Origin of the sequence: Paenibacillus sp. FSL K6-1318 (assembly GCF_037976905.1) — a bacterium.
Taxonomy (GTDB): Bacteria; Bacillota; Bacilli; order Paenibacillales; family Paenibacillaceae; genus Paenibacillus; species Paenibacillus amylolyticus_A.
This window is the reverse complement of the sequence record NZ_CP150270.1, coordinates 2,453,158-2,474,848: the sequence shown is the minus strand read 5'-3', so window position 1 is coordinate 2,474,848 and position 21,691 is coordinate 2,453,158. Positions and strand designations below refer to the sequence as shown.

20 protein-coding genes are annotated in these 21,691 nt (G+C 45.3%); all 20 read right to left on the bottom strand.

The annotated features are described in order from the left end of the window. Positions 1-65: 65 nt before the first annotated feature. The gene (locus NYE45_RS11065) at positions 66-4,385 is read right to left on the bottom strand and encodes a PolC-type DNA polymerase III (RefSeq protein WP_340016664.1); all 4,320 of its coding nucleotides are present in this window, start codon (positions 4,383-4,385) and stop codon (positions 66-68) included. A 153-nt stretch (positions 4,386-4,538) separates the two neighbouring features. Further along, entirely contained in the window at positions 4,539-5,993 is a 1,455-nt protein-coding gene (proS, locus tag NYE45_RS11060; RefSeq protein WP_062833824.1) for a proline--tRNA ligase, read from the bottom strand. Between the two features lie 62 nt (positions 5,994-6,055). Beyond that, positions 6,056-7,327 carry an RIP metalloprotease RseP gene (rseP, locus tag NYE45_RS11055; RefSeq protein ID WP_340016663.1) on the bottom strand — a complete coding sequence of 424 codons (1,272 nt, stop codon included), beginning with the start codon at positions 7,325-7,327 and terminating at the stop codon, positions 6,056-6,058. Between the two features lie 113 nt (positions 7,328-7,440). Beyond that, positions 7,441-8,580: a 1-deoxy-D-xylulose-5-phosphate reductoisomerase gene (locus tag NYE45_RS11050; protein ID WP_145146935.1), complete on the bottom strand. Its 1,140-nt coding sequence runs from the start codon at positions 8,578-8,580 to the stop codon at positions 7,441-7,443. 70 nt (positions 8,581-8,650) lie between these two features. Further along, positions 8,651-9,445 carry a phosphatidate cytidylyltransferase gene (locus NYE45_RS11045; protein ID WP_062833821.1) on the bottom strand — a complete coding sequence of 265 codons (795 nt, stop codon included), beginning with the start codon at positions 9,443-9,445 and terminating at the stop codon, positions 8,651-8,653. Between the two features lie 16 nt (positions 9,446-9,461). Next, positions 9,462-10,229, bottom strand: coding sequence for an isoprenyl transferase (locus tag NYE45_RS11040; protein WP_017689151.1), 768 nt, complete (start codon positions 10,227-10,229; stop codon positions 9,462-9,464). A gap of 89 nt (positions 10,230-10,318) precedes the next feature. Then, positions 10,319-10,873 carry a ribosome recycling factor gene (gene frr, locus NYE45_RS11035; protein WP_017689152.1) on the bottom strand — a complete coding sequence of 185 codons (555 nt, stop codon included), beginning with the start codon at positions 10,871-10,873 and terminating at the stop codon, positions 10,319-10,321. After that, positions 10,873-11,601, bottom strand: coding sequence for a UMP kinase (pyrH, locus tag NYE45_RS11030; protein WP_017689153.1), 729 nt, complete (start codon positions 11,599-11,601; stop codon positions 10,873-10,875). The genes frr and pyrH overlap by 1 nt, the downstream gene beginning before the upstream one ends. A 231-nt stretch (positions 11,602-11,832) precedes the next feature. Then, positions 11,833-12,483, bottom strand: a complete 651-nt coding sequence (gene tsf, locus NYE45_RS11025) for a translation elongation factor Ts (RefSeq protein ID WP_062833819.1) — start codon at positions 12,481-12,483, stop codon at positions 11,833-11,835. A gap of 115 nt (positions 12,484-12,598) precedes the next feature. Continuing rightward, a complete protein-coding gene (gene rpsB / locus NYE45_RS11020; RefSeq protein WP_017689155.1) occupies positions 12,599-13,297 on the bottom strand; it encodes a 30S ribosomal protein S2 in 699 nt (232 codons plus the stop codon). Between the two features lie 295 nt (positions 13,298-13,592). Continuing rightward, positions 13,593-14,219, bottom strand: coding sequence for a hypothetical protein (locus NYE45_RS11015; RefSeq protein ID WP_340016662.1), 627 nt, complete (start codon positions 14,217-14,219; stop codon positions 13,593-13,595). Between the two features lie 3 nt (positions 14,220-14,222). Continuing rightward, positions 14,223-14,807: a hypothetical protein gene (locus NYE45_RS11010; RefSeq protein ID WP_340016661.1), complete on the bottom strand. Its 585-nt coding sequence runs from the start codon at positions 14,805-14,807 to the stop codon at positions 14,223-14,225. A 65-nt stretch (positions 14,808-14,872) separates the two neighbouring features. Further along, entirely contained in the window at positions 14,873-15,187 is a 315-nt protein-coding gene (locus tag NYE45_RS11005) for a hypothetical protein (protein ID WP_062833816.1), read from the bottom strand. 52 nt (positions 15,188-15,239) lie between these two features. Continuing rightward, a complete protein-coding gene (locus NYE45_RS11000; RefSeq protein ID WP_340016660.1) occupies positions 15,240-16,649 on the bottom strand; it encodes a FapA family protein in 1,410 nt (469 codons plus the stop codon). Positions 16,650-16,710: 61 nt separating this feature from the next. Continuing rightward, positions 16,711-17,499: a FliA/WhiG family RNA polymerase sigma factor gene (locus tag NYE45_RS10995; protein WP_017689160.1), complete on the bottom strand. Its 789-nt coding sequence runs from the start codon at positions 17,497-17,499 to the stop codon at positions 16,711-16,713. Positions 17,500-17,514: 15 nt separating this feature from the next. Further along, entirely contained in the window at positions 17,515-17,958 is a 444-nt protein-coding gene (locus NYE45_RS10990) for a hypothetical protein (RefSeq protein ID WP_062833814.1), read from the bottom strand. Between the two features lie 4 nt (positions 17,959-17,962). After that, positions 17,963-18,460: a chemotaxis protein CheD gene (locus NYE45_RS10985; RefSeq protein ID WP_017689162.1), complete on the bottom strand. Its 498-nt coding sequence runs from the start codon at positions 18,458-18,460 to the stop codon at positions 17,963-17,965. Then, on the bottom strand, positions 18,453-19,073 hold the full coding sequence (locus NYE45_RS10980; RefSeq protein ID WP_139331862.1) for a chemotaxis protein CheC: 621 nt from the start codon (positions 19,071-19,073) through the stop codon (positions 18,453-18,455). Before NYE45_RS10980 ends, NYE45_RS10985 begins: the two co-directional genes overlap by 8 nt. Positions 19,074-19,083: 10 nt before the next feature. Further along, on the bottom strand, positions 19,084-19,545 hold the full coding sequence (locus NYE45_RS10975; protein ID WP_062833811.1) for a chemotaxis protein CheW: 462 nt from the start codon (positions 19,543-19,545) through the stop codon (positions 19,084-19,086). Between the two features lie 41 nt (positions 19,546-19,586). Beyond that, positions 19,587-21,659, bottom strand: coding sequence for a chemotaxis protein CheA (locus NYE45_RS10970; RefSeq protein ID WP_076330682.1), 2,073 nt, complete (start codon positions 21,657-21,659; stop codon positions 19,587-19,589). Positions 21,660-21,691 lie beyond the last annotated feature (32 nt).

Below are 21,691 nucleotides of genomic sequence, written 5' to 3'. Positions count from 1 at the left end.
ACTTACTAATGAAGAAAAAATTACGTATCCCCGATTAATGCCTGTTCCCTTATTCAAATCTGATCCTAGAACAAGGAAAGCTGATTGCTCTCTGGCAAGCCACGGAAACATCCCATATTCGACAGGAGTTCAACAATTGTCTTACTCGCTTTCGATTTCTGCTGGAAATCTTCCACCGACAGGAATTCACCATGATCTCTTGCCGCAGCGATATTGCGAGCTGCATTATCCCCGATCCCTGCCAAAGCTGAAAATGGAGGAATTAGTGTTTTTCCGTCAACGATGAACTTCGTCGCTTCCGAACGATATAAGTCAATAGGTTTCAGCGAGAATCCGCGTGCTGCCATTTCCAGACCCATTTCAAGAACAGGTAGCATGTTTTTCTCTTTCGGCGGTGCCTGGAAACCTAATTGCTCGATCTCCGTAATTTTCCGGTAGATTGCATCATATCCCTGACACATCAGTTCGATATCGATCTCATCCGCCCGAACCGTAAAGTAGGTTGCGTAATATTCAATCGGATGATATAGCTTGAAGAATGCCGTACGTACTGCGGAAATAACATAAGCGGCCGCGTGAGCCTTCGGGAACATGTACTGGATTTTGAGACAAGAATCAATGTACCATTGAGGCACTTTGCAATTCTTCATCTCGTCAATCCATTCCTGTGGCAAACCACGTCCCTTACGAACACTCTCGGTAATCTTAAAGGCCAGACTTGCGTCCATTCCCGTTTTATAGATCAGGAACAACATGATGTCATCCCGACAACCGATTACCGTCTTAATGTTGCACGTTCCGTTCTTAATCAGATCCTGAGCGTTTCCAAGCCATACCCCTGTACCATGGGACAAACCGGAAATTTGCAGCAAATCCGCAAAAGACGTCGGCTGGGATTCGACAAGCATCTGACGTACAAACTTCGTTCCCATCTCCGGCACGCCAAATGTTGCTACTGGTGACCGAATCTGTTCCGGTGTAACGCCCAAAGCTTCAGTTGAGTTAAACATGCTCATGACTTTCGGATCATTCATCGGAATGGTCGTCGGGTCAATCCCTGTCAAATCCTGTAGCATCCGCATCATAGTCGGATCATCGTGCCCCAGAATATCAAGTTTCAGCAAGTTTTCTTCAAAAGCATGATAATCAAAGTGTGTTGTTTTCCACTCCGCATTAACATCGTCAGCCGGGAACTGAACTGGTGTAACATCTTCGACCTCGATATAATCAGGCACAACGACAATACCGCCGGGATGCTGTCCAGTACTCCGTTTCACCCCAGTGCACCCAGAAGCCAAACGATTCAACTCAGCTCCGCGCCATTTCTTGTGATGTTCTTCCTCATACTTCTTGGCAAAACCAAATGCTGTTTTCTCAGCCACCGTACCAATGGTCCCCGCACGGAAAACGCTCTTTTCACTAAACAATACTTTTGTATAGTTATGAGCATGAGGCTGGTAATCACCCGAGAAGTTCAAGTCGATATCGGGAACTTTATCTCCTTTAAATCCAAGGAAAGTCTCAAACGGGATATCCTGGCCTTCTCCTTTAAGTGTGTTACCACAATCCGGACATTCTTTCTCGGGAAGGTCAAATCCACTCCGCACACTACCATCCAAGAACCACTCGCTGTGTTTGCATTCCGAATTCACACAAATATAATGAGCAGGCAATGGATTAACTTCGGATATACCCAAGAATGTAGCAACAACAGAGGAACCAACCGATCCCCGCGAACCTACGAGATACCCATCCTGATTCGATTTTTTAACCAATCGTTCCGAGATCAGGTAGTTGGCAGAGAAACCGTATTTAATAATTGGTATCAGTTCTTTCTCCAGTCGTGCCACGATCACTTCCGGTAATTCCTCGCCATAGATGGACTTGGCTGTGTCATAGCAGGTATTACGGATTTCATCGTCCGCACCCTCCAAAATCGGAGTAAACAGTTTGTCCGGGAACAACTTAATTTCCTCAAATCGGTCAGACAATTCGATTGTATTGGTAACGACGACTTCGTAAGCTTTGTCTTGACCTAGGAACTTGAACTCTTCCAGCATTTCCTCTGTCGTTCTAAGATGTGCATCCGGTTTACGTTGATCTTTCAGTGGACTAAATCCTGTAATTCCGTGAATGGTAATATCCCGATATAGTTTGTCCCGAGGTTCCAAGTAATGAACATTACCTGTGGCAATAACAGGTTTAGATAGCTTCGTCCCGATATCAATGACTTTACGGATTGCTGTCTTGATTTCTTCAGGAGTAGCCACCAAACCTTTATCCACCAGATGCATATACATTGTAAGTGGTTGAATTTCCAATATGTCATAGAACTCGGCGATCTCTTCCGCTTCTTCAAGCGACTTGTTAAGCACCGCTTCGAAGAATTCACCTTTTTCACAGCCCGATATAATAACGAGGCCTTCACGCAAATTGATCAATTTCGATTTGGGAATGCACGGTACCCGCTTGAAATGTTCCGTATGAGAGAGAGACACCAGTTTATATAGGTTTTTCTTGCCGATATCATTCAGTGCATAGATTCCGCAATGAAAAGGTCTTGTATTCGACAAGTCGACACCGACATAATCATTCAAGCGATCGAGTCTCGTCAACCCTTTCATCTGGGCAGCATCATTCAATAATCCGATCAGTATACCTGCGAGTGCAACCGTATCATCAATGGCCCGGTGATGGCTTTCGAGTCCGACCTTATATTTATCCGCCATCGTATTCAGACGGTGGTTCTTATTTTTTGGAAATAACAATCGCGCCAGTTCCAACGTGTCCAGGACAGGGTTAGGTAACTCTGGCAATCCAATTTGTTTCAGGGAAGCTTGGATAAAGCCCATATCAAAACGTGCATTATGCGCAACAAGTACACCATCACCAGCAAACTGCACAAAATCACGGATAACAGGCTCCAGCTCAGGTGCGTCTTTTACCATGTCATCATTAATATTAGTCAATTGCTGAATGTTGTAGGGAATGCGTTCATGCGGATTCACAAACGTCGCAAAACGGTCGATTTCTTTACCATCTTGCATCTTCACTGCTGCAATCTCAATGATTTTGTTCTGTGTTACCGACAAACCCGTGGTCTCGATATCAAATACGATGTATGTCGCTGTTTGGAGATCCAACGGCTGTGGAGCCATGACGACCGCAACGGAGTCATTCACTACATTGGCCTCAAGGCCGTAGATCATTTTAATCCCGTTTTTCTTAGCAGCCTTGGAAGCCTCGGGATATACCTGTACACCACCATGATCACTGACAGCAATCGCCTTGTGTCCCCACTCAGCTGCCATTTTCACATATTTGTCGATCGAAGTTACAGCATCCATCGTACTCATCGTAGAGTGCAAATGGAACTCCACCCGTTTCTCTGGTGCATTGTCTTTGCGAGATGGCGGTGCTTTGACTTCAATCAGATCCGAAGGAATCATGGCGAGTTCAGGAATTTGCATAAACCGGTCATATTCTACACGACCACGCACTTTTACCCATTTACCGTTAGCCAGCAAACTGAGAATTTTAACATCCTCTTTTGTTTTGGCAAACATCTTCATTTGCATGGAGTCCGTGAAGTCGGTTAGATAGAATGTAAACAGTGTATTTCCGTTTCGCAGTTCTTTACGATCCAGACCAAACACCGAACCTTGAAGCGTAACCTTTTTCTCTTCATCCTGGATTTCCTGCATAGGCACTGCCGGCTCCTTGATATCATAACCCATTTGCAAACGCACATCGCCCTGTTCCTCATCGACCGGGATTTCTGTGTCCACTTCACTCATCATCTTCTCGATGACCTCAAGTTCCTCAACACGTTTTTTGGCCTGGAACTGCTCCATCGCCTCTTTATTGTTGGCCACTTCGCCCACCTGCATCTTGATGCGGAGCGGTAAATGAAAATACTTGTCATAGAATTTCGTAATAGCCTGATCAATCTGTTTCTTACGAGCCAATTCCATCGACGTTGCATCACTCATTGTCAGTTGTAGGAGATCCTCTTCACATTCAAAAGTTGTCCGGTTCATCCAACCATTTACAGATGGAATCTCACGGGTAACCCACTCCAGAAACAGATTCCAATATTCACTGACGATATCGCCATTCTGTACCTTATCCGTATATTTGAAGCCAAATGAAATTTTGGCGATATGATTCATCTTCTCCTGAATATGCAGGCAAAAAGTGCGATAGATTGGAGCGGGTACCAACGTATCCTTCGCAATCAGAATATTCCATTCCCGATTACTCCGGTTGGTCTCTACTTGTTCAATCCATCCATCCAAAAAATAGGGCTCTAACAGACCAGCCGGTAGCTCTGCCTGCTTCATCAACAACTCAAACCGTTTTCTCTTCTCCTCGAATCCGCTCATCGTGTTCCTCCTTGTACCCCCTTTAAAGCATGAAAAGCCCCTGCATTCAAAAATGTCACCGATCCGAACTCGCACCGACTCATTTTATCCGACAGAAGCTCTCCATTCATTACTCAACTGGTGAATAAGTGCTTTTCGTCAAGTGATCCTGACTTAGTATGCTCTTGCAAACACAACCGTGTGTTCTGCCTGTTCACCACAAGCCAGGCACGTATGCTTTTCTTCCGCAGGCTGGAACGGAATGTTCCGGCTTGTTGCGCCTGTAACTTCTCTTACTTTATCTTCGCAAGCTTCTGAACCGCACCATCCAGCCAGTGTAAACCCGCGTTTATTTTCCATCAGTTCTTTCATCTCATCCAGTGTATCCACGGAGTAGAAGTTATCCGACATAAATGTGCGAGCACGTTCCAGCATATCTACCTGGATCTGTGTCAGCATAGACTGGATTTCTTCTACCAGGTTCGCTTGTTCTACCACTTTTTTCTCACCTGTGATGCGTGATACGAGCACACAAACGCCATTTTCCATATCACGTGGACCGATCTCCAGACGAATCGGAACACCACGCATCTCGTATTCATTGAATTTCCAACCTGGGCGAACATCGCTGCGATCATCCATTTTCACACGAACTCCAGCTTTTTTCAACTCAGTGAACAACTCATCTGCACGTCCCACAACAGCATCACGTGTTTTCGGAGGTCCAATTGGAATCATGACCACTTGCGTAGGTGCTACCTTCGGAGGAAGTACGAGACCACGGTCATCTCCATGAACCATAATCAACGCACCGATCAATCGTGTGCTTACTCCCCAGGAGGTGGTGTAAGCCAGTTCCAGCACATTGTTCCGGCTAAGATACTGGATTTCAAATGCTTTTGCAAAGTTCGTTCCCATGTAGTGTGATGTACCTGCTTGTACTGCACGTCCATCCTTCATCATGGCTTCGATCGAGTACGTATCCACCGCACCCGCAAATTTCTCGGATTTGGTTTTCTGACCTACAATTACAGGAATAGCCAAATACTCTTCAACCACTTCACGATAAATCTCAAGCATTTTCATCGTTTCTTCACGTGCTTCTTCTTCTGTCTCATGCGCAGTGTGACCTTCCTGCCACAGGAACTCACTTGTGCGAAGGAAAGGCAACGTTCTTTTTTCCCAACGAACTACGTTGGCCCACTGGTTGATCAGTACCGGAAGATCCCGATAAGACTGAATCCACTTGGAATACATGTGACCAATAATCGTTTCGGATGTAGGACGAATTGCCAGACGTTCTTCCAGCTTCTCTCCCCCCGCTTCTGTAACCCACGGTAATTCAGGGTTAAAGCCTTCCACGTGCTCTTTTTCCTTTTGAAAGAAGCTCTCAGGAATGAACATCGGGAAATATGCATTGCGATGACCGGTTTCCCGGAAACGACGATCCAACTCATCCTTGATGTGTTCCCAGATCTCAAAACCGTCTGGTTTGAACACAATACAACCGCGTACGGGTGCATAGTCCATGAGATCAGCTTTTTTGATAACATCAATATACCAGCGTGAGAAATCCTCACCCTGTGGTGTGATTTCAGTCACGAACTGTTTATCATTTTCCTTTGACATAAGACTCCAGCGTCCTCCCATAACGACTATCTCTGAATGTCCAGAGCGTAGTCCAACCGTAATTATCCGTTAATTAAACGTAATATATCATTGTAAGTTACTGCCAGCATCAATACAAACAGCATCGCAAATCCAATGAAATGCACCATGCCTTCGCGGTTTGGATCAACAGGTCTGCCACGTAGCGCTTCAATTCCCAAAAATACCAGACGGCTTCCGTCCAGTGCAGGTATTGGTAACAGGTTGAAAATCCCAAGGTACAGACTCAAAATGGCTGCCCATCTCGTTAACTGCTCAATTCCTTGTTTAGCAATTTGTCCTGTCACTTCAAACGTACGAACCGGACCACCAATATCGTCCATGTTGAATTGGTTGATCAAATGTTTGAACCCTTCAAATATAACCTTGGTTGTATCAACCATCGCCACGCCTGAGACTTTAAAGGTCTCTACAAATCCAACAGAGCGAGTCGGTAACGTAGGTACGATTCCCACTTTTCCGCCCTCTTGTCCTTCTACAGCACGTGGAGTAATCGTTATATTAAACGTTTCATTTCCCCGGCGCAGCGTCCATTCCATCGGCTTATCCTTGGAATCGGCAATCATTGTCACCATTTTTTGTGAATCCGTACCAATAGCAGTACCATTGATGGTCTCAATAATATCGCCCTTTTGCAGGTTCGCCTGATCGGCTGCCCCACCTTCAAGCACTTCACCAATCTCAAGATTCTTCGGATTCTCCACTGGAACTCCTGCCATCTGCGCATATACAGCAAACAGCACAAAAGCCAAGATAAAGTTCATCAACGGTCCCGCAAAAATAGCCAATGCACGCTGTCCAACGGTTTTACTACCGAATTGACGATCTTTCGGTGCAATCTGTGTTTGTTTACCACGACTCACCAACATCGCTTGGGGATGTATACGATACTCCTGAATCTCTCCATCTACATCGAGTTGAAGCTTCAGGGCTCTCTCCATATCAATGGAGATGACTTCACCACGTATTACATTTTTTCGGTTATCCAGCTGGTCCAGATAGATCATCTTCACCTGGTCATCTGCAGATCTTACCGCAATGGTCTGTCCTTCCTGGATTTCTACCAGTTCCGGATCTTCCCCTGCCATCCGTGCATACCCACCAAAAGGTAACAAACGCAATGTAAACTGGGTCTCGTTTCTTTTATATGAGAACAATTTGGGACCAAAACCGATCGCAAATTCCCGTACAAGAATACCGGCGCGTTTGGCAAAGTAATAATGCCCCCATTCATGAACCGTCACGATGACAAAGAACATGAGCACCGTTAGAAATACCACTTGTATGGTTTCCAATCCCTATCCATCCTCCTTCACGGCACATACCGCAGTCTGTCCCTCTAGATTATCATTATTCTCTGATGCCGCACAAGAGAATCACTTCTTCCATTTTGTTATGAAAAAAGAGATTACAGACTGGATGCAAGCTTGCGACTCTCCTGATCACATCGGGCGATCTCCTGCAGATCAGGCTCGTCCACATTGTGGTGTGCTTCCAGCACAGAAGCAATAATATCTTCTATTTTAAGGAATGAAATCTCTTTACGCAAGAAACGGGCTACAGCAACCTCGTTGGCTGCATTAAACGCCGTTGTTGCGGTTCCTCCCATTTTACCACACTCATAAGCCATTCTTAAACACGGGAAACGTTCCATATCCATCTCACGGAAATGTAATTTCCCAGCTTGAGCAAGAGACAGACGCTGTGCTGGTGATGGCAAGCGGTCAGGGTAAGTCAGTGCATATTGAATGGGAACTCGCATATCCGGATTCCCCAGTTGAGCAATGATGCTGGTGTCATCAAATTCCACATAGGAATGAATAACGCTCTCCGGGTGAAGCAATACATTAATCTGATCATATCGAAGACCAAATAACCAATGTGCTTCAATGACCTCAAGTCCCTTGTTTACCATCGTTGCCGAGTCTATCGTGATTTTGGAGCCCATTGACCAATTCGGATGTTTAAGCGCATCCTCTATAGTCACGTTCTTCAACTGTTCACGGGTAAGATCACGGAATGATCCGCCTGAAGCGGTGAGCGTGATGCCTGTCAGGCGTTCTCTGTTTTCACCATTTAAGCATTGGAATATAGCAGAGTGCTCACTATCAACGGGCAGTAAAGAGACTCCTTTGGCAGCCGCTCTTGTCGTGACGATATGCCCCGCTGTAACCAATGTCTCCTTGTTGGCCAGTCCGATCTGTTTGCCTGCATCTATGGCAGCAAGCGTTGACTCCAATCCAACACTGCCCACCACCGCTGTAACAACCGTATGCGCATCGGTTCCTGCCGCAACTTCTACGAGTCCTTCGTTACCGTAAAATAGTTGCGTTCCTGCAGGCAAATGTGGAGCTACCTTCTCAGCCAATTCCTTGGAACCCACCGATACTTTCTTCGGTCGATAACGTTTGGTTTGTTCGATCAGCAAGTCTGTATTGCCTCCGGCAGCCAGTCCCTCCACTTGAAAGAGTTCCGGATGCATGTCTACTACATCTAGTGTCTGGGTTCCGATGGAACCGGTCGACCCGAGAATCGCAATTTTTTTCATGCTGCACCTCATCTTTAATTATCCAATGCCTACGGCGAACAAGGCTGTTATCTCAGACTCATGTTCTTCTTTAGTAGGGCAGTAGCATTAGTATATGTACGAATGGAAACACAACAATCCAGCTGTCGCACCGATCAAGAATGCCTCCATGCCCTGGGAGAAGACTACCTGAATCCTTGATATTATATACACGTTTGTATGCAGACTGGATCAAGTCACCCATCTGACCTACGACTGCACAGGCAATTCCGATCACGATTGCTCTCTGCCAGGAAAGCAAACCATCTGACACTAATGCAAAAACAACAGAAGTGACAATTGCAATCACGATGCCACCCAGTGCACCCTCTATAGTCTTGTTAGGACTGATGGAAGGCCAGAGTTTGTTTTTACCAATGAGTTTCCCTACAAAATAAGCCCCTGCATCACTGGCCCATATGGAGCCCAGCAACAGGAACGTCCAGAACAATCCATGATGCAGATGTCTGGATTCTGCAATGTAATAGAAACCGATCCCTATATACAGCACGCCGAGGAAAAGCATGGCTACTGTATTTACGGGAACCTTATTCTTGGTGACAACCGAAGCTGTCATCAGTACAAGCATTACAATCCAGATGACCTGAAATAAGGATAGCGGCCTTGCCTCCCAAAGCATTTCCCAAGGAAATACAATGGCAAACACACCAGCATATCCAATCAGGGCCACACCTGAAAAAGGCATCACCCCGGTCATTTTAACAAATTCATAATAACCGATGAGAGCCATAAGCAATACCAAACCATGGTACCAGGGTCCGCCCAGCATGCAAAAACCTAAAAACAACACACCTGCTATGATTCCTGTCGTTAATCGCTGTTTCAACGGCTTCATCCTCCATCTATTTCAAACCGCCGTAACGCCTTGTTCTGCGCTGATATTCGGCTACTGCTTCAAGCAAATGCTTTTTGCCAAATTCGGGCCAGTATATATCCGTAAACCATAATTCACTATATGCAAGCTGCCAAAGCATAAAGTTGCTTAATCTCAACTCTCCACTCGTCCGGATCAGCAGATCCGGATCGGGCATGTCAACCGTCAGCATATGTCTATCAATGAGTTCAGGTGTTATGTCCTCTGCCGATAGTTCCCCCGACTTCACCTGCAGAGCGATCTGTTTAACACAGTCCGTCATTTCGCGACGACTTCCATAGTTCATTGCAAAGTTCAAAACGAGACCTGTATTATGTTCCGTAAGACGAATGGCTTCCCGCAAGGCATTGATGGTATGGGAAGGTAAATGTTCCTCTTGGCCCATCATGCGAATGCGCACATTTTTTTCTATAAGTTCATCCAGCTCTATAGCCAGAAATTCTTGCGGAAGTCGCATCAGAAAATCCACTTCTTCTTTTGGACGCGTCCAGTTTTCTGTCGAAAAAGCGTACATCGTCAGATATTTGATGCCCAGTTCATCCGCCGCGATGGTCGCACGTTTGACCGCCTTCATGCCATTTTGGTGCCCGGCTATACGCGGGAGTCCCAAACGTTTGGCCCATCGTCCATTGCCGTCCATGATGATGGCGACGTGCTGCGGGATATTGTCCTCGGATATAGTCAGCGTTTCCTGCTTGTCAGCCCCATTCCACCACGACCGAACCCGTTTGATCATTCCTGTTCCTCCAAAATCCCTGAAGTTTCTTCATCTGAAGCTTAGAAAAAGAGACAAAACCCCACCGTATTGGAGGGGCTGCGCTTGTCTTACACTTCCATGATTTCTTTTTCTTTGGCAGCGAGTACCTTATCGACTTCAGCAATAAACTTGTCGGTCGATTTTTGGATATCGTCCTGATGTCTCCGGGATTCATCCTCGGAAATGTCTGACTTCTCCATTTTCTTAATGTCATCATTCGCATCACGGCGAATGTTACGAATCGCTACTTTACCTTCTTCACCGAACTTCTTCGTCAGCTTCACAAGTTCCGCTCTGCGTTCTTCCGTCAATGCCGGAATAGACAAACGAATCATGCTACCATCATTCGCTGGGGTAAGTCCCAGATCCGATTTCATGATGGCACGCTCGATATCACCCATGGAAGATTTGTCCCAAGGTTGAATCATCAGTGTACGGGAATCCGGAGTACTGATATTAGCGAGTTGATTCAATGGCGTCATAGCCCCATAATACTCAACCTGAATTCGGTCCAGAAGAGCTGGAGTTGCACGGCCTGCACGCAAAGTAGCCAGGTCACGACGCAATGCTTGAATTGCTTTTTCCATACGCTCTTCGGCATGTTGTTTAACCGCTTGTGGCATTAATCTACACTCCCTTTAACGATTGTTCCGATACGTTCACCCAGAACAACACGCTTGATGTTACCTTGTTCCGTAATGGCAAATACGATCAACGGGATGTTGTTGTCCTTACAAAGCGAGGATGCCGTCGAATCCATTACACCAAGGTCTTTGTTAAGAATATCCATGTAAGTCAACTGATCAAATTTCACAGCTGTACTGTCCTTAAACGGATCTGCTGAGTATACACCATCGACTTTGTTTTTGGCCATCAAGATAACTTCTGCTTCAATCTCCGCTGCGCGCAGTGCTGCTGTTGTATCAGTGGAAAAGAACGGGTTACCTGTGCCTGCTGCAAAAATAACGACCCGGCCTTTCTCCAGATGACGAATAGCTCTACGACGAATATAAGGCTCTGCAATCTGTTGCATTGCAATAGATGTCTGTACACGCGTAGGTACTTCAATCTGTTCCAATGCATCCTGGAGTGCTAACGAGTTCATTACTGTCGCCAGCATACCCATATAATCTGCAGTTGCACGATCGATGCCGTTTTCGCTACCGGCAATTCCACGCCAGATGTTTCCGCCGCCACATACAATAGCAACTTGAACACCAAGTGCAACAACCTCTTTTACCTGTTGGGCAATCGACGAGATCGTGTCTGCATCAATACCGTAGCCGTTTTGACCGGAAAGGGACTCTCCGCTGACCTTTAAGACAACACGTTTAAATACTGGCTGTTCCAATTATTCACCCTCCACTTTGAATTGAACACGCTCGGTGTTCAACCAACAAAACTTCTCGCGCATGGCCTCCTGCTTAAAAAGAAAGGAACACAGTTGTGTTCCGCTCTTTTAGGAAAAACGTTTAACCGGTGAGGCACTGTTTTCCTGGGATATAAGGGAGTTTACGCTTCGAAGTTTCATCATTCTTATATCTTCGAAAATCAATCCTGCTTGCCGGTTTATAAAACCGTCTTATTTGTTTACTTGGGACATTACTTCTTCTACGAAGTTGTCTACTTTTTTCTCAAGACCTTCACCCAGTTCGTAACGAACGAAACGACGGATGGAGATGTTTTCACCGATTTGGCTGATTTTTTCGTTCAGCAATTGGGAAATCGTTTTGTCTGGATCTTTAACGAAAGTTTGTTCCATCAGGCAGTACTCTTCGTAGTATTTACCGATACGGCCTTCAACCATTTTTTCAATGATTTTCTCTGGTTTACCTTCGTTAAGAGCTTGAGCTTTCAAGATTTCTTTTTCTTTTTCCAGCTCTTCTGTAGGAACTTCTTCGCGTGTAACGAATTTAGGATTAGCTGCAGCGATTTGCATAGCTACATCTTTAACGAAATCCTTAAATTGATCCGTTTTACCAACGAAGTCTGTTTCACAGTTAACTTCAACGAGGACACCAATACGTCCACCAGCGTGGATGTAAGATTCTACAACACCTTCAGTTGCTGCACGGCCTGCTTTGCTTGCTGCTGCAGAAAGACCTTTCTCACGCAACAGTTCAGCTGCTTTCGTTACATCACCGTTTGCTTCTTCCAGTGCTTTCTTACAATCGAGCATACCAGCGCCCGTTCTTTCGCGAAGTTCTTTTACTGCACTCGCATTAACTGCCATTATAAATTCCCTCCAAAATTAAGTATTGTACGTACACTCTAAAAAAAGGGCAGTGAGAGGTTATCCACCTGCCAACCACCCTTTTCATTTAGTTTATTGCATATGTTCGAATCTATTAAGCGGAAGTTTCTTCGCCTTGGTTAGCTTCGATTACAGCGTCAGCCATTTTACCTGTCAGCAATTTAACAGCGCGGATCGCGTCGTCATTACCTGGGATAACATAATCGATCTCGTCCGGATCGCAGTTAGTATCAACGATACCAACAATTGGGATACCCAATTTGCGAGCTTCCGCAACAGCGATACGCTCTTTGCGTGGATCGATGATGAACAGGGCGCTTGGCAGGCCTTTCATATTTTTAATACCGCCCAAGAATTTCTCCAGACGATCTTTTTCTTTGCGAAGCAAGATTACTTCTTTTTTAGGCAATACAGCGAATGTACCGTCTTCTTCCCAAGCTTCCAACTGTTTCAAACGATCAATACGTTTTTGAATAGTTTGGAAGTTAGTCAGGGTACCGCCGAGCCAGCGTTGGTTAATGTAGAATTGACCAGCACGTTCAGCTTCTTCTTTAACGGAATCTTGAGCTTGTTTCTTAGTACCCACGAAAAGAATTTTACCATTCTCTCCTGCGATTCCTTTAACGAAGTTGTAAGCCTCTTCGACTTTTTTCACCGTTTTTTGCAAATCGATGATGTAAATTCCGTTTCTTTCAGTGAAGATATAACGATCCATTTTTGGGTTCCAACGACGAGTCTGGTGACCGAAGTGTACCCCAGCTTCGAGAAGCTGCTTCATGGAGATTACTGCCATCTTCACACACCTCCTAATATGGTTTTATTGTGTCCTCCGCCGGCATCATTTTTCGCCAAGACTCTCCATCAGGAAAGCACCCTCAACAAAATTAGCACATGCGTGTGTTTTAACACCGTTATCTAATATAGCACAATTGACAGCCTGATGCAACACTCTTTGAAACTTAATCTACTTCTATATTTATTGCTTCTAACCTAGCATTCTATACTTCAACTGGAACTCAACATTGCTTATTATTGGATTTTCAAATCATACGATTAAATACGCAAAAAACCGTCCTGTCCGAGCATGCTCAGCTTGACGGTTCTTTCGTAATTTTTGCGATAATGGATTTGAAGCTTTCGCCTTTTTCGAGCGCATAAGTACCCACTTGGATTTTGGTGTTGATTCGTTCAGCTTTGCCAGCCTTTATAAAAGCTTGCGCATCATCAACGATTCCAGCGGTTTTTAAGTTAGATGCTACGATCGCCAGACTATTGCCAGAACGTACTTTGAATGATACCGTTGCGCCTTTCGGATTGCTCGGCGTTGCAGGTTCTGTTGTCTTCGGTTCAGTTATCTCTTTCTGCCCTTCAACTTCACTTGTAGCAGGATCTTGTGGCTTCTCAGGCTCGTCAGGTGTCTCCGTAGAGGTTACTGTCTCGGGCGGTGTTGCTGTACTCCCCTGCAACTCACTGCTCTCCTGTTTTTTCTTCGCCACCCACTCTGCTTCTGTGTATAATTCCTCTTCAGAACCTACCAATTTCATATCCAGGCTTTTCGCAACTGTCTCAAGCTGTTCTTTTGTCATATTGGCAGTCTGCTCAGGGTCAAGGTTACTATCAGATAATGCATTTTGTCCTACTGTGGCCAGTTGAAGCAAAACTGCACCAATAATCATGCCGCTCCCCAGACCAATCCATAAGGATCGCTTGTCCATGACTTAGCTTTCCTCCCGTTCTGCCAGTTGCAGTATTAACTGTACCTCACCACGCTGAATGCCTGTCTGCTTGGATATGGCATCCATCGACTTACCCTCTGCATGTAAATTAAAGAGTTCTACATATCGATCTTTAATCGATTCACGCCCAGGTAAAGATTCGACTTTGCTGGTCGGTAAATCTGCTTCTAGCGCCTGTTGGGCCGCCTCTGCTTGCACACTTTTCACGAGCGCTTGTGCTTGCAAACCTTCGGAAGCTTGTACGGGTACATTACCTGAGTGTGGAACATGTGATGCAAGAGGTTCGTTCATGTTGTTCTGTTCCAACTGATCCAATCGTTGCTGTAATTCCTGGAGTTGCGATTGCAAACGTTGATCCGCTGCTGTCGCTTCTCCCTTCATCTCAGCCACACGTTGAATGAGAGCATCATTATCATTTTCAATCTCGGTCATGTAATGCTCAAGCGTAGATTCCATCTCCTGCACCAGTTGATGCCCTGGCTCCTGCGCCTTGTTTTTCCGGGGCATGATATATGCGTAGGCAATAGCGCAGGCTCCTAAGATGACAATAATGATCCATGGTGACAAATTGGGTTCTCTCCTTCTGATTCAACCATCGGTGCGCAAGACTGCATGTCCATCACAATTATCTATTATAAAGACAGATCAATATGTTTTCCTTTGTACGGGTGCTCTGCAGGTTTGACGGTTTCCTGAACCTGAGCAGTTTCCTGTCCATCGGAACCACTCTGCTGATCCCCATCATTGGTATGACCATCACGCACCGAAGTCTGTGAAGTTTCGTCCATTGCTTCACTTCGTTGCCTTGCTTCGTTTGCTTCTTTCGCCGTTTGCTCTGCCAAGAGATTCTGATCTGTAATCGGCCTCTGCTGGGCTTCACTTTGATAACGTCCCGCCTCGCTTGTTCGTGGTACCGCAATCTGCAACTCCACTGCTTTGAAACTCATACGCTCACCTCACGGTTTCGAATGGATTTCTTCATGTGCCTGAATGCTGTACTTAAACGTATGGAACCATCGTAATATCGCCATCGTGATAATAAAATGAAATTCGACTGACTGGATCTTTAATAAATTTCGTGTATCTGCCGATAACTATTTTAGAGCCTCCATAAATCATCTTCAAAATATCAACACGAGCCATGCTTGTATCTTCAAGTGCCTTTTCAATTTCAAAGATGCGCATTTTCGTTTCTTCACTCACACGAAGAGCCGATTTCTGCGTAGCGCTCAACTTGATTCGCATCGACATCTTATCTGGGCTTAATTGTCCAGCGGCAGCTAACTGATCCAACAATGTCAAAGCCTTCTTCGTTTTGTCCAAGGAATCCATCTGCTCTCTGACTTCTTTGCGCAAATCATTCAGTTCGTTACGCAGCTTCGGCAGCACACCAACTTCAATGGCAGTGACCGTGGACATACTGTTGCCTACAACACGCGCTGAGACGTTCTGACCAGCCTGAATGGAGCCGCCAACGATAAGACCTTTGGTACCTGCACAGATGACACCATGGCCAGCACGAATATTGGAGTGCATAATACTTTGGGAAACCAGCACATCTTCACCGGCATCCACGTTGCCTTCTTGAATAAAGGTACATTTAACATTATGGCCTGCTTGTACCAGTCCTTTGTTATAACCAATAATGCCACCGGTAATTTCGATTGAACCACCTGCTTCCAGGTCCGCTCCTTCGACACCTCCGACGACACGAATATCACCTGCTGCTTTTACTTTAAATCCGGTAAGTACGTTGCCTCGTATGACAACTGTGCCTACAAAGTCGATATTACCGTTATTGTAGTCAACGTCACCATTGACTTCATAAACCGGGAATACATTCAGTTTGTTACCATCCGTTTTGGTAACGAGCCCATCCAATGCAGCATACATTGCAGAACCGTCCGGGTTAACCACAACGTTTTTCCCGACTTTAAAGCGAGCTTCTTTTCCGGAACGATAAGGAATTTCCTCGCCTGTTACTGCCCTGCCTGGTATACCATCACCAGGAGCGATTCGCTCAGCAATGATCTGACCACTGCGAACATTGTTTAACCGGGTCACTTCTTTGTAATCGACGGTTCCGTCTTCTGATTCAAGCGGTCGTCGTTCGTTCGTATCATCCATCCCTACCAGGATCTTGATGAATCCATCTGTTCCCTGAATAGGAGCGACACCTTCGGCAATCTTGTATTTATCTTTTACATAGGTTTCAGGGTTACTCACAAAAAGTAATAATGCCTCTCGTAGTACACCTTGCTTAATACCCTTTTCCGCCACAAATTGTTCAAGTTCATCGATCGTGCAGGCAAAGCCTTCTTCCTCTTTGGAAAATTCAAGGTAGGCTGTGCATTTGTCGTCCGATAAAACAATGTTTAAACATTGTTCCAAAGCAGTCCGCTGTGTCACTCCAGTTCTTCCCCCTTTTAGACTTTCCACTCCCCAAGCTCCAATATATTACTTCTCTCTATTAATCTTTACGCATCAACAAATCTTTCTGTTTGTCCAACGTGCCGCGTAATCGTAATATTGCCTTGGAATGTAACTGGGATATACGAGACGGAGAAAGTGACATAACCTCTGCGATTTCACTAAGAGAAAGATCTTCGTAATACAAGAGTGAAACAACTGTCCGCTCTTTTACCGTCAACTTGTCCAGCCCTTGCACCAAAGCTTCCTTTAAATAAAACTCATTCACTTTATAATCCGGATTTTTCGCTTTCTCATCCACCATTAAAGACAGACGCGTCTCAGACTCTTCTTCACGAATCGGGTCCTCCAGCGAGCAAAGTGACATGACCGCCACTTCCTGAAGCATATGTTGAAAATCTTTGGTGGACACGTCCAGATACTCACTCATTTCCTCATCACTAACGGACCTGAGATAGCTTTGTTCCAGCTGTTGATAGGCGTCTTCAATGCGCTTGGCCTTCTCCCGAACAGAACGCGGAACCCAATCACCTTGACGCAGACCATCAAGAATAGCTCCGCGGACCCTCCATGATGCATAGGTTTCAAATTGTAGACCACGTTCATAGTCGAATTTCTCCAATGCATCAATCAATCCCATAACACCATTACTCTCCAAATCATCTTTGGGAACATTTTTAGGCAAACCGACTGCCAGGCGACCGGAAACATAATTTACAATGTGAAGATACTTTTCAATCAAAGTTTTCTTGGCTTCAAGATCTCCATGTTCTTTCCACTTTTCCCACAGATCAGAATGGTTCAAATGTGAAGCTTTACGCTCGTTCAATTGCTTTCACCCTCCTTATTTGTCTGTCAGGTGACGAACGGCCTGCGCCAATTCCTCCGGATCCTTGGTCCGGACAAGTTTAGGCGGATCCAAAGGGGCGAATCCCGTTGGAGCTTTCGTCTCAGATGGCGGAAGATCGTCCCCAGATGAAGCGTTCTGTCCACTCTTGAGCAAGTCATTCAGCTCTTGTCCATCGTCTTCGAGTTTAATGTCCACCTGTGAACCTCTTTGATCTTGAGCATTTGGTGAATCATAACCATATCCATTTCCCTGGGCCTGAGGGTTCAGCAACAATCCCAATCCCCAACGTAAACCATATGCAAGGACAAACCAGGCTACGAATCCGATCAATCCGCGAATTAAACTGGTCGTCAGCACATTGCTGCTGTATGCTACAAAAAAAGTAAGAATAAATCCAACGATGCCTGCTCCAAGATTAATGCGGTAGTTTCCTATCATAGTCTTATAGTTCCTTTACACCCATTTGTACACTTCGAATAGTCAAAAGGCCAGTTTCACAATCCATTTCAATCGTTCGTCCATAATTACCACCCGTATCTTCTGCAAGAAGGGGGATATTGAGTTTTTGCAGCCACTCTCGACAAGAATCTGCATTCCGTGGTCCAATGCGCATCGTATCCCCAGCACCAGCAAAGGCAAACATCTGAGAGCCTCCGGCCATTTTAGATACGATACGTGAGTGAGAAGCACCTAATTTTATCATTTTTTCCAAAAGCTCAGGCAACGCCGTATCCGCATATTTGGCAGTGTTCAGTTTCCCTTCACGGGCAATCTCGGAAGTAGGAAGCATGACATGCGCCATTCCAGCCAGCTTCAAATGCGGGTCATACATTGTTAATCCCACACACGAGCCCAAGCCAGTCGTACGGATTACGCCAGGAAGATGAGCGATGTTTAAATCCGCCATACCGACTTTAACGACGCTTTTGTCCTCAATCATGGCTCAGTGGCACCCCTAGCGATTCAAATATCTTTGCAAATGATGGCGGATCTGGAATCAGGAAAAATTGACCCTCAACCTGATCTTCACCTTCAAAGAAAGATGTGTCAATCAACAATGCATCGTCACCCATCTCGCCGAATTGCAGCAAGCCATAGCTCAGAATGGCACCCGCCATGTCAATAGCAAGTCCAGGAACGGTTGGATACATGGACAACTTCGTGAAGTCTGCCAAAGAAGAAAGATAGGATCCAGCCAAAATATTTCCAATTTCAGAAAGCGCTGATTGCTCCATATCTGTGAAAGCAAGTCCTTCTTTCAAATCAAACCCGGCAAGTCTATTCAACAACATTTTAGCAGCCTCTGGTGTCATCATAAAGAAAAGATTTCCCGGTGCTTCCCCTTCTACACGAAGAAATACGGTAACAACGATGCGTTCATCCCCGCCCACTTTTTCGGCAACTTCTTCAAACGGGAGCATTTGTACTGTAGGTACACCCATGTCAATCGGTCTGTTGAGGAGTTGAGACAACGCCGTTGCGGCGTTGCCTGCTCCAATGTTACCGACCTCTTTGAGCACATCCATCTGGAATACCTCAAATCGGTTGAACATCTCCACGGTACTAGCCCTCAACACTTTCCAGCTGTACAATCTCGCTTTTATTTAATACTTCGTTCAGGTTAAGCATAATCAGCAAGCGTGAATCCTCCAATTTGGCCACACCACGCAGATATCTCGCTTTGACGCCGCCAACCACTTCTGGTGGGCTATCGATTGCGCTGCTCTTGATATCAATAACATCATTGGCAGAATCTACGATAAAGCCAACTTGCATGTCGTCTACGCCTACGATAACAATACGAGTCTGATCCGTATACTCCGATTCAGGAAGGGAGAAACGACCGCGTAGATCAATGACCGGAATTACAACACCGCGTAGATTAATGACTCCTTTTACAAAAGAAAGTGTCTTGGGAACACGGGTAATTGGCATCATGCGCTCAATCGTCTGAACTTTATCTACCTCAATACCATACTCTTCGGTACCCAATTTAAAGACGATGACTTTCAACTCTTCTTCCATGTAAAAAACCTCCCTATTAAATGTAAGACTTAGCTATATGCTTATTTAATAAATGCATTAGGATCAAGAATCAGGGCTACTTGTCCATCTCCGAGTATGGTTGCTCCAGAGATTCCTTCAATAGCAGGCAGATACGTTCCCATTGATTTGAGAACAATCTCACTCTGTCCAATAAATTCCTCAACAGCTACAGCTGCAAGACGGTCACCTTTGCGAATCACGACAATTTCTGTTTCCTGCTCATCAGCATCATTGAAATCCGGTACGGAGAACACTTCGCTCAAGGACAAGTATGGAATCAGTGACTCACGGAACGTGATCATTTTATTGCCGTGAATATTGCGAACCTGTTCACGCTGTACAATGGCTGTCTCTACAATGGAGGACAATGGAACAGCATATTTCTCTGAACCAAGTCGTACAAGCATTGCAGCGATAATGGAAAGAGTCAACGGAAGTTGAACAGAGAAGTTCGTGCCTTTGCCTGGAGTCGAATGAATCGTTACATTACCTCCAAGCGAAGTAATTTTCGATTTTACTACATCCAAACCAACGCCCCGGCCAGAGATATCCGAGATGATATCCGCAGTACTAAAACCAGGTGCGAACAACAATTGATTTACTTCATCATCGCTCATCTTGGCACCTTGTTCTTCAGTTACAACTCCACGTTTGATCGCGGTTTTCAGGAGCTTGTCACGATAGATTCCTTTACCATCGTCTTCAATCTCGATAAATACGTGATTTCCACTGTGGAAAGCGCGCAGGTTTACTGTACCCATCTCTGGTTTACCAGCAGCTACACGCTCTGCAATGGATTCCACACCATGGTCAACCGCGTTACGCAGCAAATGCACCAGCGGATCACCAATCTCATCAATTACGGTACGATCCAGTTCCGTCTCAGCACCTGTAATGACCAGATCGATTTTTTTATCAAGTGTCTTAGCCAAATCACGGATCATGCGCGGGAATCGATTAAATACGGTATCTACCGGAACCATCCGTAATTTCAATACAATGTTTTGCAAATCTGTGCTAACTCTGCTTAAGTGTGCTACCGTATCGGATAAATCATTGTTGCCTGTTTCACTGGCCAGTTGCTCCAGACGTGAACGGTCAATCAATAATTCACTGAACAAGTTCATCAATACATCGAGGCGTTCAATATCGACACGAATGGTACGTGAAGGTGCAGCAGCTTGTTTCGGCGCAGCTGTTTTGGCTGGTGCCGTCTTCGCTTCTTCTTTGGATGCAGAATTCTTATCCGGTGAAGCAACCTCAGCTACAGTAGTCGGTGCGGTTGGCGCTTCAACTGTGGCTGCGACCTGATTGGCCATCTGCTGAAGAGTCTCCTGATCCAATTGGATCAGCTTTGCACTCTCAATTTCAGAGATACTCATGATGCCTTCTTCCAGTTCGTGCGCCTCTTTAGTCGTTATGTAATACAACGAGAAACTGCGCTCAAACTTCTCTTGCTCAATATCCTGAACGGATGGGTAAGCCTTAACGACTTCACCTGAACGCTCGAGCATATCAAAGACCATATAAGCCCGAACACCTTTTAACTGGCTATGCTCACTAACAAGCACATCTACATAAAATACACGGTGGCCTTCAGCAATCGATTGATCCAGCACTGAATATTGGAATTCATCCAGCTCCACAGCCGAAGCAATTGAAGCGTTAGCCGGTTTATTTTTTTCAGTTGCAGGAGCATCTCCGCTTGTCATTTCACCATTTTCAATTGCCTGAAGTGAAGCTACGATAGCGGACACATCCGCTTTACCTTGTCCACCTTCGGTAATATCCTGAACCATAGTTTCCAAAGCATCCAGACTCTTGAACATGGTATCAAAAATGTAATCCTGCATTTTCAACTTCTCATTACGCACCAGGTCCAGCACATTTTCCATTTTATGTGTCAGTGATGCCAAATCTTCGAAGCCCATCGTTGCCGCCATACCCTTCAGGGTATGAGCAGAGCGGAAAATGACCTGAACTATTCCCAGATCTTCCGGATTGCCTTCAAGTTGAAGCATGTTTTCGTTAAGGGATTGCAGATGATCATTAGACTCATCAATAAACATGGATAAATATTGGTTCATGTCCATTGTGAGGCACCTCCTCCGTGAGTTACACTCCG

What these genes read in the sequence shown, in the direction of transcription:
- NYE45_RS10975 (WP_062833811.1), bottom strand. Translation starts at nt 19,545, where the DNA reads ATGGAAGAAGAGTTGAAAGTCATCGTCTTTAAATTGGGTACCGAAGAG.
- NYE45_RS10990 (WP_062833814.1), bottom strand. Translation starts at nt 17,958, where the DNA reads ATGATAGGAAACTACCGCATTAATCTTGGAGCAGGCATCGTTGGATTT.
- proS (WP_062833824.1), bottom strand. Translation starts at nt 5,993, where the DNA reads ATGTCAAAGGAAAATGATAAACAGTTCGTGACTGAAATCACACCACAG.
- frr (WP_017689152.1), bottom strand. Translation starts at nt 10,873, where the DNA reads ATGCCACAAGCGGTTAAACAACATGCCGAAGAGCGTATGGAAAAAGCA.
- tsf (WP_062833819.1), bottom strand. Translation starts at nt 12,483, where the DNA reads ATGGCAGTTAATGCGAGTGCAGTAAAAGAACTTCGCGAAAGAACGGGC.
- NYE45_RS10980 (WP_139331862.1), bottom strand. Translation starts at nt 19,073, where the DNA reads ATGTTCAACCGATTTGAGGTATTCCAGATGGATGTGCTCAAAGAGGTC.
- NYE45_RS11005 (WP_062833816.1), bottom strand. Translation starts at nt 15,187, where the DNA reads ATGAGTTTCAAAGCAGTGGAGTTGCAGATTGCGGTACCACGAACAAGC.
- NYE45_RS11015 (WP_340016662.1), bottom strand. Translation starts at nt 14,219, where the DNA reads ATGGACAAGCGATCCTTATGGATTGGTCTGGGGAGCGGCATGATTATT.
- NYE45_RS11050 (WP_145146935.1), bottom strand. Translation starts at nt 8,580, where the DNA reads ATGAAAAAAATTGCGATTCTCGGGTCGACCGGTTCCATCGGAACCCAG.
- NYE45_RS10985 (WP_017689162.1), bottom strand. Translation starts at nt 18,460, where the DNA reads ATGATTGAGGACAAAAGCGTCGTTAAAGTCGGTATGGCGGATTTAAAC.
- NYE45_RS11040 (WP_017689151.1), bottom strand. Translation starts at nt 10,229, where the DNA reads ATGATCAAACGGGTTCGGTCGTGGTGGAATGGGGCTGACAAGCAGGAA.
- NYE45_RS11065 (WP_340016664.1), bottom strand. Translation starts at nt 4,385, where the DNA reads ATGAGCGGATTCGAGGAGAAGAGAAAACGGTTTGAGTTGTTGATGAAG.
- rpsB (WP_017689155.1), bottom strand. Translation starts at nt 13,297, where the DNA reads ATGGCAGTAATCTCCATGAAGCAGCTTCTCGAAGCTGGGGTACACTTC.
- NYE45_RS10970 (WP_076330682.1), bottom strand. Translation starts at nt 21,659, where the DNA reads ATGGACATGAACCAATATTTATCCATGTTTATTGATGAGTCTAATGAT.